At 71.3% G+C, this 14,482-nt stretch carries 13 protein-coding genes and 1 tRNA gene; 10 read left to right on the plus strand and 4 right to left on the minus strand.

The window, feature by feature from the left end:
* Positions 1-80 precede the first annotated feature (80 nt).
* Positions 81-1,724 (plus strand): SLC13 family permease, encoded by a 1,644-nt coding sequence (locus ATL51_RS10005; protein ID WP_100878454.1) that lies wholly within the window; start codon positions 81-83, stop codon positions 1,722-1,724.
* A gap of 6 nt (positions 1,725-1,730) precedes the next feature.
* On the opposite strand, the gene ATL51_RS10010 is transcribed toward ATL51_RS10005, so the two are convergent.
* Positions 1,731-2,588, minus strand: coding sequence for an alpha/beta fold hydrolase (locus ATL51_RS10010; protein WP_100878455.1), 858 nt, complete (start codon positions 2,586-2,588; stop codon positions 1,731-1,733).
* Positions 2,589-3,097: 509 nt separating this feature from the next.
* Between ATL51_RS10010 and mbhE the strand changes: the two genes are divergently transcribed.
* The 7 genes from mbhE to ATL51_RS10045 are packed head-to-tail and all read left to right on the plus strand — an operon-like array spanning position 3,098 to position 9,028.
* Complete coding sequence (gene mbhE, locus ATL51_RS10015) at positions 3,098-5,923, plus strand: hydrogen gas-evolving membrane-bound hydrogenase subunit E (RefSeq protein WP_100878456.1); 2,826 nt, start codon at positions 3,098-3,100, stop codon at positions 5,921-5,923.
* Entirely contained in the window at positions 5,920-6,351 is a 432-nt protein-coding gene (locus ATL51_RS28970) for a sodium:proton antiporter (RefSeq protein ID WP_100878457.1), read from the plus strand. Before mbhE ends, ATL51_RS28970 begins: the two co-directional genes overlap by 4 nt.
* A complete protein-coding gene (locus ATL51_RS10025) occupies positions 6,348-7,859 on the plus strand; it encodes a monovalent cation/H+ antiporter subunit D family protein (RefSeq protein WP_100878458.1) in 1,512 nt (503 codons plus the stop codon). Before ATL51_RS28970 ends, ATL51_RS10025 begins: the two co-directional genes overlap by 4 nt.
* Positions 7,856-8,206, plus strand: coding sequence for a Na+/H+ antiporter subunit E (locus ATL51_RS10030; protein ID WP_100878459.1), 351 nt, complete (start codon positions 7,856-7,858; stop codon positions 8,204-8,206). Before ATL51_RS10025 ends, ATL51_RS10030 begins: the two co-directional genes overlap by 4 nt.
* A complete protein-coding gene (locus ATL51_RS10035; RefSeq protein ID WP_100878460.1) occupies positions 8,203-8,460 on the plus strand; it encodes a monovalent cation/H+ antiporter complex subunit F in 258 nt (85 codons plus the stop codon). The genes ATL51_RS10030 and ATL51_RS10035 overlap by 4 nt, the downstream gene beginning before the upstream one ends.
* Entirely contained in the window at positions 8,457-8,798 is a 342-nt protein-coding gene (locus tag ATL51_RS10040; RefSeq protein WP_100878461.1) for a cation:proton antiporter, read from the plus strand. Before ATL51_RS10035 ends, ATL51_RS10040 begins: the two co-directional genes overlap by 4 nt.
* Positions 8,792-9,028 (plus strand): hypothetical protein, encoded by a 237-nt coding sequence (locus tag ATL51_RS10045; RefSeq protein WP_100878462.1) that lies wholly within the window; start codon positions 8,792-8,794, stop codon positions 9,026-9,028. Before ATL51_RS10040 ends, ATL51_RS10045 begins: the two co-directional genes overlap by 7 nt.
* A gap of 260 nt (positions 9,029-9,288) precedes the next feature.
* On the opposite strand, the gene ATL51_RS28115 is transcribed toward ATL51_RS10045, so the two are convergent.
* A tRNA-Trp gene (locus ATL51_RS28115) sits at positions 9,289-9,361 on the minus strand.
* A gap of 422 nt (positions 9,362-9,783) precedes the next feature.
* Between ATL51_RS28115 and ATL51_RS10050 the strand changes: the two genes are divergently transcribed.
* Positions 9,784-10,644, plus strand: coding sequence for an alpha/beta fold hydrolase (locus ATL51_RS10050; RefSeq protein WP_100880616.1), 861 nt, complete (start codon positions 9,784-9,786; stop codon positions 10,642-10,644).
* 381 nt (positions 10,645-11,025) lie between these two features.
* On the opposite strand, the gene ATL51_RS28975 is transcribed toward ATL51_RS10050, so the two are convergent.
* Positions 11,026-11,676 (minus strand): hypothetical protein, encoded by a 651-nt coding sequence (locus ATL51_RS28975; RefSeq protein ID WP_208622964.1) that lies wholly within the window; start codon positions 11,674-11,676, stop codon positions 11,026-11,028.
* 704 nt (positions 11,677-12,380) lie between these two features.
* A complete protein-coding gene (locus tag ATL51_RS10060) occupies positions 12,381-13,661 on the minus strand; it encodes an MFS transporter (RefSeq protein WP_157818298.1) in 1,281 nt (426 codons plus the stop codon).
* A gap of 458 nt (positions 13,662-14,119) precedes the next feature.
* Between ATL51_RS10060 and ATL51_RS10065 the strand changes: the two genes are divergently transcribed.
* Positions 14,120-14,407: a hypothetical protein gene (locus tag ATL51_RS10065; protein WP_100878464.1), complete on the plus strand. Its 288-nt coding sequence runs from the start codon at positions 14,120-14,122 to the stop codon at positions 14,405-14,407.
* The last annotated feature ends 75 nt before the right edge of the window (positions 14,408-14,482 follow it).

Consider the following 14,482-nt stretch of genomic DNA (forward strand, 5'->3'; position numbering starts at 1 on the left):
GAGCACAAACAACCCGAATGGGGATAATTCGGGTACGGTCCGCGACGCAGCACAGCGGCCGTACGACGGGGGTTCCGACGATGACGACGAACGACGACAGCGGTCCCGAGCCCGGCACGGCCACGGCGGCCCCTCCGGCTCCGGGAGCGGCGACCGCGGCCGACGGCAGAACCCCGCGGGCGACGTGGTCGCTGCGTCTGCTCGGCGTGGCGCTCGCCCTGCTGACATGGCTGCTGCTCGGGGCGGCGCAGGAACTGCCCCCCGAGGCGCGGATGGTCGCGGCGATCGGTGTCCTGATGGCGACGTGGTGGGTCACCGAGGCCATCCCGCTGTCGGCGACCGCGCTGCTGCCGGTGGTGCTGTTCCCCGCGTTCGGGGTGGTGTCGGTGGCCGACACGACCGCCCGCTACGGCGACCCGATCGTCTTCCTGTTCCTGGGCGGGTTCCTCATCGCGATCGCCATGCAGAAGTGGCACCTGCACCGGCGGATCGCGCTGCTGACGCTGCGGGCGGTGGGCACGACACCGACCCGGATCGTGCTCGGCATGATGGTGGCGACGGCGTTCCTGTCGATGTGGGTGTCCAACACCGCGACCACACTGATGATGCTGCCGATCGCGCTGTCGGTCCTGGCGCTGGTCGCCGAGCGTGCCGGGGGCGGCGGCGACGAGGTCCGTCGCGGCGCCCCGCTCAGTGAGACCATCCGCGACCCGGCTGTGCGCTCGTTCGGCATCGGGCTGATCCTCTCCGTGGCGTGGGCCTCGTCGATCGGCGGACTCGGAACGCTGCTGGGCAGCCCGCCGAACGCCATCGTCGCCGGCTACGTACAGGACGAGCTCGACCGCGACATCAGCTTCGTCGGCTGGATGCAGCTCGGGGTCCCGATCGTCGTGGTGTTCGTGACCGTCGCGTGGCTGCTGATCACCCGGGTGCTGTTCCGGACCACACTGACCGAGATCCCCGGCGGCCGCGAGATGATCGACGACCAGCTCCGGGAGATGGGCCCGGCCAGTACGGCCGAGAAGCGCGTACTCGCGGTGTTCGCCTCCGCGGCGTTCCTGTGGATCGTGCCGGGCCTGCTCACCGAGTTCGACGCCGTGGACGCCGCGCTGCCGTGGCTGGGCGGGCTGAACGACACCGCGATCGCGATCGCCGCGGGTGTCGCGCTGTTCTTCCTGCCGTCGGCGACCACCCCGCCCGACGAGGCCGCGACCGGCCGCCGCGGCGGGTACCGGATGTTGCTGGCCTGGCCCGACGCCCAGGCGGGACTGCCCTGGGGCGTGCTGCTGCTGTTCGGGGGCGGGCTCGCCCTGGCCGGGGCGGTCGCCTCCAGTGGGCTCGACGAGTTCATCGGCACCAGCGTCGCCGGCCTCGGTGTACTTCCGGTCCTGCTGCTGGTGGCCGCGGTGGTGACGATCGTGCTGTTCCTGACCGAGGTCACCAGCAACACCGCGACGGCGGCGACGTTCATCCCGGTGCTCGGCGGGGTCGCGATCGGCATCGGCGCCGACTCGATGACGCTGCTCATCCCGGCGGCGCTGGCCGCGACGTGCGCGTTCATGCTGCCGGTCGGCACCCCGCCCAACGCCATCGTCTTCGGGTCCGGTGTGGTCACCATCGGTCAGATGGCCCGCGGGGGTCTGCTGCTCAACGTGGTCGGGGTCGTGCTGATCACCGGGTTCGCGTTCCTGCTCGGCGGATGGGCGCTGGGCCTGCAGTTCTGAGCCGTCTCACCCCGCCCCGGGGCCGGCCGGCGCGGTGATCCCGCGACGGACGGCGTCGGGGTGGGAGTGGGCGAGCAGGTGCCCCGCGTCGGCGACGAACTCGACGCGGGCCCCGAGCAGCATCCGGGCGGGGCGGGTCAGCTCCTCCGCCGGGAAGATCGGGTCGCGACGGCCGGCCAGGACGACGCACGGGGTGTCGCGCCAGGCGGTGAGGACCGCGTTGGGCAGGGGTGCCGGCGCGAGCGAGCTGCGGGTGTGCTCGGGGACCAGCGTCATCCACTCGACGAGGTGGCGCCGGTCGGGCAGCGGTGCACCGCCGGAGAGGAAGGACAGCACCCGCTCGGTGCGGGCCTCGGTGGGATGCCACAGCCAGGGCAGGGCCGGGCGCAGACTCGCGGTGACCCGGGCGGGGACCAGACCGGCCGGGGCGACGAGGACGAGCCCGGCGACCGCCGGGCCGGGCCCGGCGCAGAGCGCGACAGCGGCGCCGAGGGACTCGCCGACGATCGTCGCCGGCTCGGTCCCGACCGCGGTCAGCACCTCGTCGATCCAGGCGCGATACCGGCCGACGAGATCGTCGGCGGGCCTCTCGCCGTGGCTGAGTCCGGGCTGTCCGGGGACGTCCACTGCCGTGACCCGGTGGCCGGCGGCCAGAGCCCGTACGACGTACGCCGATGCAGCGGCGCCGAGGGTCGTACCGGGCAGGAGCACCACGGCCGGCCCGGAGCCGACGGTCGTGAGGTGGGTCGACCCCAAGGGGGTGTCGATCCACCGGCAGCGCGCGTCGGGCAGAAGGCGGCTGATCTGCAGGCTGCTCCAGTCGCGCAGCAGGGTACGGCCGGGTTCGGAGCGGTAGATGTCCATCGCGGGGCTGCCCTTCGTCGAGCGTGCGTGTTCTGCTCGCCGACCAGGCTTCCCGGCACACCGAGGCCACCGTAGGCACGTCGAGTCGCGTGAGCGAACGAGGGGTCCGTAAAGATCGCGCAAAGACGCTGCGCACGGATCGTCGTCGCAATTGTTTCGTCATGCGGCGACAACGGTGGCGTGGATCGCATCCGCCCAGCGCGACGACAGCCGCAAGAATCGCGTAGTCTTTGGGCGTGATTACTCGATGCGCCTACCGAGCCCTGCAGTGGCTCGTGCCGCATCCGGGCACCAATGGTCATCCCTCGTCGTGGGGAGCCATCCTCGCCGGCGTCGCTCCCGACGCCTGAGCTCGCGACTCCGCACCGACAGGCGGCATGTCGCCGCGACCTGACCGCATGCGCAGCATCGCGGTGCGCGGGTTGCAATGTTTCGACACGTCGGCGATTCCCATTCCGGGTTTCGCCTGATACTTGTGCCCGAAATTCGCGCGAGGAGCTCTTTCCCCGATGTCGTTGTTCTGTGTTCTGGCGGCCCTGTGGCTGCTCGTTCCCGCGGTCGCAGTACTCGCGAACCGGGTCGGGGCGCGCGGCGGATGGCTCGCCGTCGTGGTGCTGACGGCTCTGACCGCCGTCGTCGCCGCCGGCGGACCCGGCACGCGCACCGAGGCGGTGCCGTGGATCCCCTCGCTGGAGATCGCACTGCGGCTGCGTGTGGACGGGCTCGGCTGGCTGTTCGCCCTGCTCGTCCTCGGAGTCGGCGCGGTGGTGCTGGCGTACTCGACCTCCTATGTCACCGAGGAGCGGGCGGGCGGCTTCTTCGCGCTGATGACCGCGTTCGCCGCGGCGATGCTGACCCTGGTCCTCGCCGACGACCTGGTCGTGCTGTTCGTGGCGTGGGAGGTCACCACCCTCTGCTCCTATCTGCTGATCCTGCGGGTGGGATCTGCGGGGCGAGCACCGGCGGCACGGACGTTGCTGGTGACCGTCGCCGGCGGCCTGGCGCTGCTGGGTGCGGTGTGCGCGATCGTGGTGCGGACCGGGACCACACAGCTGTCGGCCGCGCTCGCCGACCCGGCCTGGACGCAGGATCCGGTGTTCGCCGGTGTCGTCGCCGTCCTGGTCGCCGTGGCCGCGATGACCAAGGCGGCGCAGTTCCCGTTCCACTCGTGGCTGCCCGACGCCATGGTCGCCCCGGCCCCGGTCAGCGCCTACCTGCACGCGGCGGCGATGGTCAAGGCCGGCATCTACCTCCTGATGCGCTTCGCCGGCGCGGCGTCGGCGTCGCCGCTGTGGCCATGGCTGCTGGTCACGGTCGGTGTGGTGACGGCGCTGCTGGGCGGCGTGTTCGCGTTGCAGCGCAGCGATCTCAAGGAGATGCTCGCCTACTCCACGATCAGCCAGCTCGGTCTGCTCGTGGCCGTCATCGGCGTCGGGACCACGACCGCGCTGCTGGCCGCGAGCGCCCACGTCGTCGCGCACGCCCTGTTCAAGTCCGCCGGCTTCATGACCGTGGGGCTGGTGGAGCGCCGCGCCGGGACCCGCGACCTGCGTGAGTTGCGCGGCCTGTTCCGGTCGATGCCCTGGACCGCCACGATGATCGCCCTGATCGCCCTGAGCATGGCCGGCGTACCGGTGACGCTGGGCTTCGTCTCCAAGGAGTACGTCCTCGACGCCGCCCTGTCCGCAGACGGGGGCCCGGCACTGCTCGCCGCCGTCGGGCTCGGCGCCGCCGCGGTGCTGACCGTCGCCTACAGCGCACGGATGGTGTTCCCCGTGTTGTTCGGGTCGCCGACCGCGCTCGGTCCTCCCGGCGGTGGACGGACGATGGCCGGGACGGTCACCGTCACCGCGCTCGCCGGTGCCCTGCTCGGGCCGGCGGTCTGGCTGCTCGACGGCGCGCTGCGGTCCTCGGCGGCCGCGGCTCTCGGGGTGGCCCCGGCGGCGGTCCCGGCCGTCTCCGTGTGGCACGGCGTCACCCCGGCGCTGGTGGTCTCGGCGATCGCCATCGCCCTGGGGACCGTGGTGGCCGTCGCTCACCGGTGGGTGGACCGGGCACTGGACCGGGCACTGTTCCCGGTCACCGGCGTCGCGGTCGTGGAGCGGCTGCGCAGCGGTGTCGTCGGCCTGGGCCGGGCCACCGGCCGCCCCTACCGTGGTGACGCCCCTGCCCGGCACCTGCTCATCCCCCTCCTGCTGGTTGCGGCCGGCGGTGGCGGGGCTGTCGCGGCGCAGACCGGCGGACTCGCAGCAGCGCCGGACACGTCGCGTCCGTGGGACGTGTTCCTGCTTCTGCTCACCGCGGGTGGGATCGTCGCAGTCCTCGCGGCTCGCACCCGCTTCGCCGCCGTCGTCGCGTCCGGGGTGATCGGCTTCGCGGTCGCCCTGTGGTTCTACGAGCTCGGCGCCGCCGACGTCGCGCTGACCCAGCTGCTGGTCGAGGTACTGACCGTGGCCGTGATCGTGCTGGTCCTGCGTCGCCTGCCCGCGCCCTTCGCCGCCCGCAGCGCACACCGCGGGCGGGCACGGCGGGCCCTGCGGATCGTGCTGGCGGCAGGGGCGGGGGGCGCCGCGACGCTCGCCACCCTCGCCCTGACCGGGTGGCGAGCCCCGTCGCCGGCCGCGGAGTGGTTCCTGGCCGAGGCCGAGGACCGGACCGGTGGCACCAACGTGGTCAATACGATCCTGGTCGACTTCCGCGCCCTGGACACCTTCGGCGAACTCGTCGTGCTGGTGCTGGCCGCACTCGTCGTCGCGGTCCTGCTCGACGCACGCCGTCCGCAGCCGGTCCGCGAGGCGGAGGGTGTCTCCACCGCCGGGCCGGTGCGCGACCCGGCGGCGAACGCGGTGTTCCTCGCGACCGCGGCGAAAGTGCTGGTGCCGTTGCTGCTCCTGGTCTCCGTCCTTGTCCTTCTGCGCGGGCACAACGCCCCCGGCGGGGGTTTCATCGGCGCCCTGCTCGGTGCCGCCGCCCTGGTACTGGCCTACCTCGCCGCCCCCTCGGACTCCTCCGGCCGGGTGCGGCTGCCGTTCCTGCTCGTCGCCGGGGCCGGTGCGGTGGTGGCCGCCGTCGTCGGTCTGCTCGGCCTGGCCGACGGGTCCTTCCTACGGCCCCTGCACGCCGACGTGCTCGGCGTGCACCTCACGACGGCCCTGGTCTTCGACGTCGGGGTCTACCTCGCCGTGCTCGGCGTCGTCGTCGCAGCCCTCAACCTGCTCGGCACCCCGGGGGCCGGCCCACAGGGCGTGCACCCACATCCCGGCCGGTCCACACCCGGACAGCACACCGAACCCGATGACCAGCACGACCCGATGCCGGAGGAGGCCCTCCGATGATGCTCGCCCTGACGATCGGCGCCCTCGTGTCCGGCGCCGCCTACCTGCTTCTCGACCGCAGCTACCTCCGCTCCGTACTGGGGTTCCTCATGCTCGGCCACGCCGTCAACCTCGTCCTGTTCTCCGCCGGCGGTGTCCGGCGTCGCGGCGAGCCGCTGGAGGGCACCGACGCCGCGTCCGCCGCGGATCCGCTCCCGCAGGCGTTCGCGCTCACCGCGATCGTGATCGCCTTCGCCGTCACCGTCGTCATGCTCGTCCTCGCCGTGACCGGCCGGCCGGGCGACGACACCACCCTCGACGCCGGTGACCCCGCTCACCCGGCCGGCGACGGCGGCACACGGGACCGCGCCGAGGACAGCGACGACTGCGGTGACACCGGCGTATCCCGCAACGGTGCCGCTCCCGCAGAGACGGAGGTCATGCGATGACCGCGTCCCTGCTGCCGCTGCTCGCCGGCCTGCCGCTGCTGGCCGCCGGCGCCACCGCTCCGGCCCGGACCGGGGCCCGCTGGACGTACACCGTCCTGCTCGTCACGCTCACGGCCAACGTGGCCGCCGGCGTCGCGCTGGTCGTCGCCACCTCCGACGGGACCGTGCTGTCCGAGCAGGTCGGCGGCTGGCCCGGCGGGATCTCGATCCCGTTCGTCGCCGACACCCTGGCGGCGCTGATGCTGACGGTCACGGCGCTGCTCGCTCTGGTGTGCACCGTGTTCGCACTCATGACCGCCGTCGGCGGCGCCAGGTTGTTCATCCCCCTGGTCCTCGCGCTGGTCGGTGGGGTCAACGGCGCACTGCTCACTGCGGACCTGTTCAACCTGTTCGTCTTCATCGAGGTCATGCTGCTGCCCAGCTACGGGCTCCTCGTCCTCGCCCGTACCGGGCGCGGCACCCTGGGGCAGGTCACCGGCACGCGGCTCTACGTGGCGTTCAACCTGTTCGTGTCCACCCTGTTCCTCGCCGGCGTCGCGCTCGTCTACGGCACGGCCGGAACGGTCAACCTCGGCGAGCTCGCCGGCGCGGCACGGGAGTCGACCACCGTCGCTGTCGCCGCAGGCCTCTGTCTGGCCGCACTGGCCATGAAGGCGGCGGTCGTGCCCGTGCACGGCTGGCTCGCCCGTGCGTACCCCGCCACCACACCCGCGGTCACCGCCCTGTTCTCCGGGCTGCACACCAAGGTCGCGGTGTACGCGATCTACCGGATCTACGCGGTCGTGTTCGACGGCGACACCCGGTGGCTGTGGTTGGGGGTCGTCGTGTTCAGCGCGACGATGCTCGTGGGGGTGCTCGGCGCGGTCGGGGAGACCACGATGCGCTCCATCCTGGCGTTCCACATGGTCAGTCAGATCGGCTACATCCTGCTCGGCATCGCCCTGTTCACCCCGCTCGGACTGGCCGCGGGCATCTTCTACCTGCTGCACCACATGATCGTGAAAGCGGCGCTGTTCCTGTCCGCCGGCGCGGTCGAGGAGCGGCACGGCACCGGTGCGCTGGACCGGATTGGCGGCGTCGCGCGCCGCGACCCGCTGCTCGTCGCCGTCTTCGGCCTGGCCGCGCTGTCCCTGGCCGGGGTCCCACCGTTCTCCGGGTTCGTCGCCAAGCTGACCCTCATCCTGGCCGCGCTCGACGCGGATCAGGTCGCCGCGGCCGCTGTCGCGATCGTGGCCAGCCTTCTCACCCTCCTGTCGATGATCAAGATCTGGACTGCGCTGGTCCGGCGATCCGACGAGGACGATCAGGACGGGAGCGGTGGCGGCACCGGAGTCCTGGCGCCGCCCGTCCCCCGCGTCGGTATCCGGCTCACCCTTCCCGCCCTCGTACTGGCCACGGTCACCCTCGGTCTGGGGCTCGGCGCCGAACTGCTCTACGGGCTCTCGGCCACGGCGGCCGCCGGCCTGCTCGACACCAACCCCTATGTGGAGGCGGTGCTCACCTCATGACCGACGTCCTCACCCGCCCACTGCGCGTCGTGGCGTTCCTGACCTGGTTCGCCGGGCAGATCGCCCGCTCCGCGCGCGACGTCCTCGGCGACGTCCTCACTCCAGGCTCCTCGGCCACCCCGCGCCTGGTGCGACTGCCGTTGACCGGCGGCCGGACCACGGCCGCGACTCTCGGAGCTCTGATCACCATGACACCGGGCACCCTGACCCTCGGCGTCGTCGACGGTCAGGACGCCCTGCTCGTGCATTCCATGCATCACGCCGACGACAACATGGCACTCGCCGAACTGCACGACCTGCAGTCACGGCTCCTGCACGCCCTGGGCCGCAGCGAGGTGCACTTGTGATCGGCATCGACATCGCCTTGGTCCTGTGCGGTCTGGTCGCCCTGCTCGCCGTGATGCGCATCGTGCGCGGGCCCGACCGCGGATCCCGGGTCGTCGGCGCTGAACTGCTCACCGTCGCCGTCGTCGCGATGATCGCCCTCGGTGGTGTCCGGACCGCCAGCACGTCGACGTTCGACATCGTCCTGGTCGCCACCATGGTCGCGTTCCTCGCCACTGTCTCCTTCGCCCGTGCCCTCACCGGAGGTGCCCGATGACCGTGTTCGGACAGGTCCTCACCGTGGCGGGCGCACTGGTCCTGCTGCTCGCCGCGGTCGGGCTGCTGCGCTTCGGCGACGTCTACATGCGGGCATCCGCCGTCGCCACCGCCACCGGCGGCGGCATCACCCTCGTGCTCGTCGGCTCGTTCCTGGTCTCCCCCGGTGTGGCCGACGGCCTCATGGTCCTGCTCGCCGTCGGCCTGCAGCTGGTGACCTCCGCCGTCGGCGGCGTTCTGCTGGCGCGCTCCGCGGTTCAGACCGGGCACCGGTTCCGCCCCGACACCGCGTCGACCGCCTTGGCCGGCCCGGCCCGGAACGGAGATGACCCGTGCTGATGCGCCGGCCCTCGTGGTGGTCACGCAACGGTGGACTGCTCGTTCTCCTCGCCGCGATCCTGCTGATCGCGCTCGTCGCAGCCGTGCTCCGGCTGTGGATCGGTCCGCCGGGGCCCTACGACGGTGAGCTCCTCGTCAGCCTCGTCAGTGCCGAAGCGGCAGCGCTCATCCTATTCCTCCGGCACATACGTACCGACCGGCGGCACACGATGCCCGGGCGACGAACGTAGTCGGGGTGCCCGCGCGGGGCCGCACCCCGGGAAGCTCCGCGCAGCGATGACGGCGACGAACGAGCCGGTCGGCAGATTCGTGATGGGCACCGTCCTCCCGAGGTTCTCCGCTCCGGTCATGCCGTGGCGCATTCCCGGGCCTGCCTACGGAGCGGGGCCTCGTCGACCCGGAGACCACAGCGGGTGCCACGGGCGATGCGGGCTCTGCCGATGAGCAGGCTCTGAGCGGGATCGTCGTCCCTGACAGGTGGCGCGATGGCCGGGGCGACGGGAATCGAACCCGCGTAGCCGGTGTGGAGGCGGAGGGCATCTCCGTCGCCTCTGAGCTGCCCCTCCCCCGACAGGTGCCTCCGGCTCCAGCAGACCGACGGCAACCGTGAGTCGCCGCGAGTGTGCGTCTGTTCTGGCACGCATATGGCACACAACCGCCCGTCTGGGTAACCGCCATCGGCGGCGCGGATCCGGCACGGGGATGCACCGGGCCGGACAGCACTGAACCGGGTGGCAATGTCCACTGAAGTTGACCCCGGGGTGACGGCCGTCGTTGGCTCCAGCGGCGGAGGTGCTCGTAGTGCCGGGTGACGAGCCCGCCGTGCCGTGGTGAGGGAGTGGCCTGATCTTGACGGTTGTTGTCCGTCCAGCCACTGGAGTTCGCGGAAGGCGATCGACGATGCTGGGTCGCTCGACGCGCGAGAGCGTGCGTCGGCTCGCGGCTCGGGTCGCGGGCAAGCGTTGCTGGAAGGAGCGTGTTCTCCATGTCGACGGGCGCCCCGGTCGATGGGTTCACCCTGAGCTTCGACCGTCGAGGATCGGTGGGTCGGCCGCCGGTGGTCCTGCTTCATGGTTGGCCCGGGGACCGGACGGACATGGCGTCCGTCGCCGAGAGGCTCGGGGACGAGTTCGACGTCGTCATGCCGGACCTGCGCGGTTTCGGCGCCTCGGACAAGCACCTCCGCGACCCCGGCGACTACTACGGTCTGGTGGCCCAGGCCCGCAGTGTCACGGGACTGATCGAAGAACTGGGGCTCTCCCGAGTCGTGCTGGGCGGTTACGACATCGGCAGCAGGGTCGGTCAGCAACTCGCGAAGGACAGGCCCGACCTGCTCAGCGCCATGGTCATCACGCCACCAGCTCCAGGCGTCGGGTCACGGATTCTCAGCGAAGGTCCGTTTCGCGAGTTCTGGTATCAGTCATTCCATCATCTCGACCTGGCAGAGAAGCTCCTCGACGGGAAACCGGACGCTGTGCGGGACTATCTGGAGTACTTCTGGAACCACTGGTCCGGCCCTGATTTCGTCGTGGACGCCGCCCGGCTCGAACACCTGACGTCGGTGTATGGCCCCGCCGGCGCGTTCGTTGCTTCGATCGGGTACTACCGAGCGGCCGGAGACGTCGTGGCGCGCTACCTGGGCGAGACGGTCCCCGACGGGAAGATCGTGGTCCCCACGACGTTCCTCTGGGCCGAGCACGACCCCCTGTTCCTGGGCGCCTGGTCCGACCGTGTCGGAGAGTTCTTCGCGCAGGTCACCGTGCAGCACGTGGATGGGGTCGGCCACTTCGTCCCGGTCGAGGCGCCCGACACGTTCGCCGACGCCATCGTGCAAGCAGGCAAGTGAGCCCCTGAGGGGCAGGTGGTCGGAGCCGTCCGAGACCGCGAACACGGCATGGTCCGAAGGATCAGGAGGCCGCTCCTCGTCGGGCGCGGGCGTGGGCACGTCGGTGGGACCGGGTGCCGGTCGGCGAGCTCCCGGATCGAGAGTTGATCGCGGCGGATGGCCTCGTAGACCTGCACCCGCGACCCCACATCCGGCCCCCCACCCGTGGTCGCCGCCAGCATGGCGCCGACGCGACAGGGGTGGGGCCCAACAGCGCCGTCACGTCGTCCCGGGCGTGTCGCAGATGGGGCCAACCAACTCCGGCACTCAGATCTTGGCCTGATCATTGCACGAAGGGGACTGCCCAGGGTTCAGCTGACTCCGGCCGTGTAACCGCATCGATCAGCAGGTCGGCAGATCAAGCGTCAGGGACGCCACCGACAGGTAGAACGGTGCGGGCACCGGCGGGCGACGCAGCCGGCCGACCCGCCCGAGCATCAGGCGGGGCCACCGCGGGGTGTCCCGGACGCCCGTCAGCAGCACCGTGGCGCGAGCGGGGTTGGCAGGATCGAACGCGAGCCCCGGGCCGTAGGTTCCGCGGGCCGTCCAGATGGGAGTACCCGGCGCGTCGGTGTCGAGGAACCGCCGCGGCTGCGACCAGTCCGCGCGGTCGGCGCTGGGGCGCGCCGCTGTGCTCCACCAGAGGCCCTGCGGCGGGAAGCCGCCCGTGTCGTGGAGGTCGGACCCTCGTGCAAGCAGCATCACCCACCCGTCGCCGCGCGGCGCGATCGCGATGTCGAAGAAGCCCTCGTCCGGCCCGGCGAACACGCGCGGCGGCGTCCAACCGGTCAGGCCGTCCTCGCTCTCGACGCAGTGCAGCTCGTAGTCGGGGTGCTCGCCGGGACCGATCTCGTGCGGGTTGGCCTGGTACCACATCCGGTAGCGACTCCCGGAGTGAACGACGCGCGGTTCGAGCACGCTCCACCGCGGGGCGCTGCCCTCCAGCACCGGAGCTCCGCGCCGCCGCCACTGACCGTCGGTGTGCTCCAGCACGCCGATTGCCTACTTGCTCCCGGGCCCGTAGTGCTTGGCGTTCGCCCGGCCCGAGTAATAGATCCGAGCGCCGTTGCCCGCAGCCGGCGGGACGTAGCTCGGGGTGTGCATGCCGGCAGCGTCCCAACTGCCCTTCGGCGGGTCGGCGGCCAGCGGTCGGGCCCGGCCCCGGGGGTTGCGGGTCGATCCGCCATGGACCGACAGGGCCGGTCGCCTCGTCGACCAGGTGCGCGCGGAACAGGCGGTTGCGGAACGTGGTGGTGAAGCCGCCGACGAACAGGGTCCACCGGTCGTCGACGAGGTGGACGTTCGGGTCACCGACACCGAGCAGCCCTCGCGGCATCGGACCGTCAAGCATGTCCCACAGCACAATCGGCGCGGGGCTGCCCTGCGATCGCCACAGATCGGGCTGGTCGGCGTTCATGGGGGTGACCTCCTGGCTGGAGACGCGCGGCAGCGCGCTGACTCCCCTGCGGATCAGGTAGGTCGGTTCCCAGAAACTACCGCGGTGTCCGGTTCGGCAGCAACCGGCTCACACGATGCCTACGTTCCTGCGGCTACCTGGACCTTTGCCGCCATCTGCCGCCGCAAGTCCGCCGACATCGGGTGACCACTTCCAATGACGACACGGGGTGCAGGCTGAGAGGAGCTCGCGCGGCACCTCCTCGACTCGTGGGTACGGGCTACGAAAGGTGACTTGTACATCAGCCGACCTCTCCGTCCCGGAAGCGGACGTCGGCACCGACTTGAGCGCCGGTGTCGCCGTCGGCGAGCTCGGTCGAGGACACGCCCTCCCCGCGCAGCCGGGCCGCATTGAAGGTGCGCACGTTCGCCAGCGACGCGGCCAGTCCCAGGGCAGCGGCGATCGGGGCGATGACGAACGCCGGGGTGGCGCCGAGCATGTCGGTGAGCAGCCCAGCACCGAACTGACCCGCGGCAGTGCCGATCGGTCCCCCGGCGCACAACACGGCCATGGCGGTGGCCATGAACGGCAACGGTGTCTGGGCTTCGGTCAGCGCGTACAAGGTGACCATGTAAGGGCCGACAGCCAGCCCGGCGACCGCGATCGCGACCGGCAGTAGACCGGCCACCGCCCCCCAGAACAGCAGCATCATGCCGAGCACCAGGGCAAGCGGGAACAGCCAGCGGCGCAGAGCGAGGCTGAACCCCGGAGGCAGCCAGGCGCATGCCGCGCCCGCGATCGCGCTCCCGATTCCGAGCTCGGCGAAGTACAGCCCAGCCAGCTGTGGTGTGCCCTGTGCAGCGGCGTACGCGGTGACGCCGGTCTGCGCCACCCCGAAGATGACCCCGACGCTGATCATCGCGACGGTCAGCGTCACCAGGGACGGCCAGTCCAGTCTGGCCCCCGCCCGGCCTGCGGCCGAGCTCGGGACCGGCCCGGCGGCTGCGGACGACGTACCTGTCGCTGGCCCGCTGGAGCCGGCCTCGGGGGTGGCATCCTCGCTCGACAGGTCTGCGTAGTGGCGAGCGAGCGGCGCGGCGGCGACCACGAGCAGGACAGCGGCGCCCAGCAGCGGGCCTGCCTGCGGGAATCCCCACGCGACGGTAGGAATCAGCAGGAGGAGACCAACCAGCGCCGGGCCGAGCACGAAGCTGCCCTCGTCAGCGGCCCCCTCGTACGACATCGCAGTCCGGACCAGGTGAGTGTCGCCGCCGCGAAGCTGCCCGGACCAGTGCACTCGGACCAGGGGGCCAACCTGGGGCTGCGTCAGCCCGACCAGGACCGCCGCAACAACGATGATGACCGGCCCGGCACCACGGCTGACGAGCACCAGCAGCAGGATGCTGGCTGCGTTGAGCAGCGCAGCCCAGAACCCGATCCGGCGCGGCGGGACCCAGCGAGCCACCGCGCCTACGCACAGGCCGCCCAGAGCGATCGCGATGCTCTGCGCTCCCGCTGCGAACCCAGCAAAGGCGAAACTGCCGGAACTGGCCTGCAGCAGCACGATCGTGCCCAGAGGCACGACTGCGTACGGGAGGCGCCCGATGAGAGCAAGGGCAAGGAAACTCGGGCGCGTTGAACGGAAGAATCGACGGTAGGACATCGGCGTCTCCTGGCCACAGCGAAGAGACGCGCCTACCCAGCCACCGGACGCGTGCCGTTCCCGATTCTGCCTGGAACGCTACCGTCAGACGGCCGAGTCGGCACCCGGATACGACAGGGTCGTCGCGCCGTGTCGACGATCGATCAGCGCGCCGGCACCACGGCGGCTGGTTGTGGCCACGGCCGGCCCCTGCCGATCGTCGACCCCGCCCGCGGCGAGGCTCCCGCCACCTCGGCGAGCTAACCAGCTCATCTCACCTGCTGGGCATAGGACCGAGCGAGCCCACCCGCCGGGCTGACCGACTTCACTATTCAGTTTGACTCTTGAACCGTCTCGTGACTCTTTGTCCAGTTCATCAACTGAATCTTGGAGTCGTCATGTCACTGCCCATCACCGCGATGCTCGACCTGCGCCGGCTCGCCACGCCCGAACTGCACAAGCTCCGGGACGCCCTGACCGTCGAGCTGCAGGGACGTGACGACCTCGGCGAGAGTTCGCTGCGACCCGAGCAGTTCGAGCGCCTGCCGGCCCAACTCGGTGACTGGGCCCAGGCACAGGTACTGCGCGCCGCAGCGGAGACGAAGGACGGTCAGGTGACTCGGGACCAGTTCTTTGCCTTCCTCGGGCGTTCCGGCGAGGGCCGACTCAACGGGTTCCGCAAGTAGCTTGGCGCCCGTCTCCACAGCCCTCTCCCGGCGAGTGGGCTGAACCCGGCGGGTTGCCTGGGTAAAGAGTAGTTC

The organism is Pseudonocardia alni (assembly GCF_002813375.1).
In the GTDB taxonomy this organism is placed as follows: domain Bacteria; phylum Actinomycetota; class Actinomycetes; order Mycobacteriales; family Pseudonocardiaceae; genus Pseudonocardia; species Pseudonocardia alni.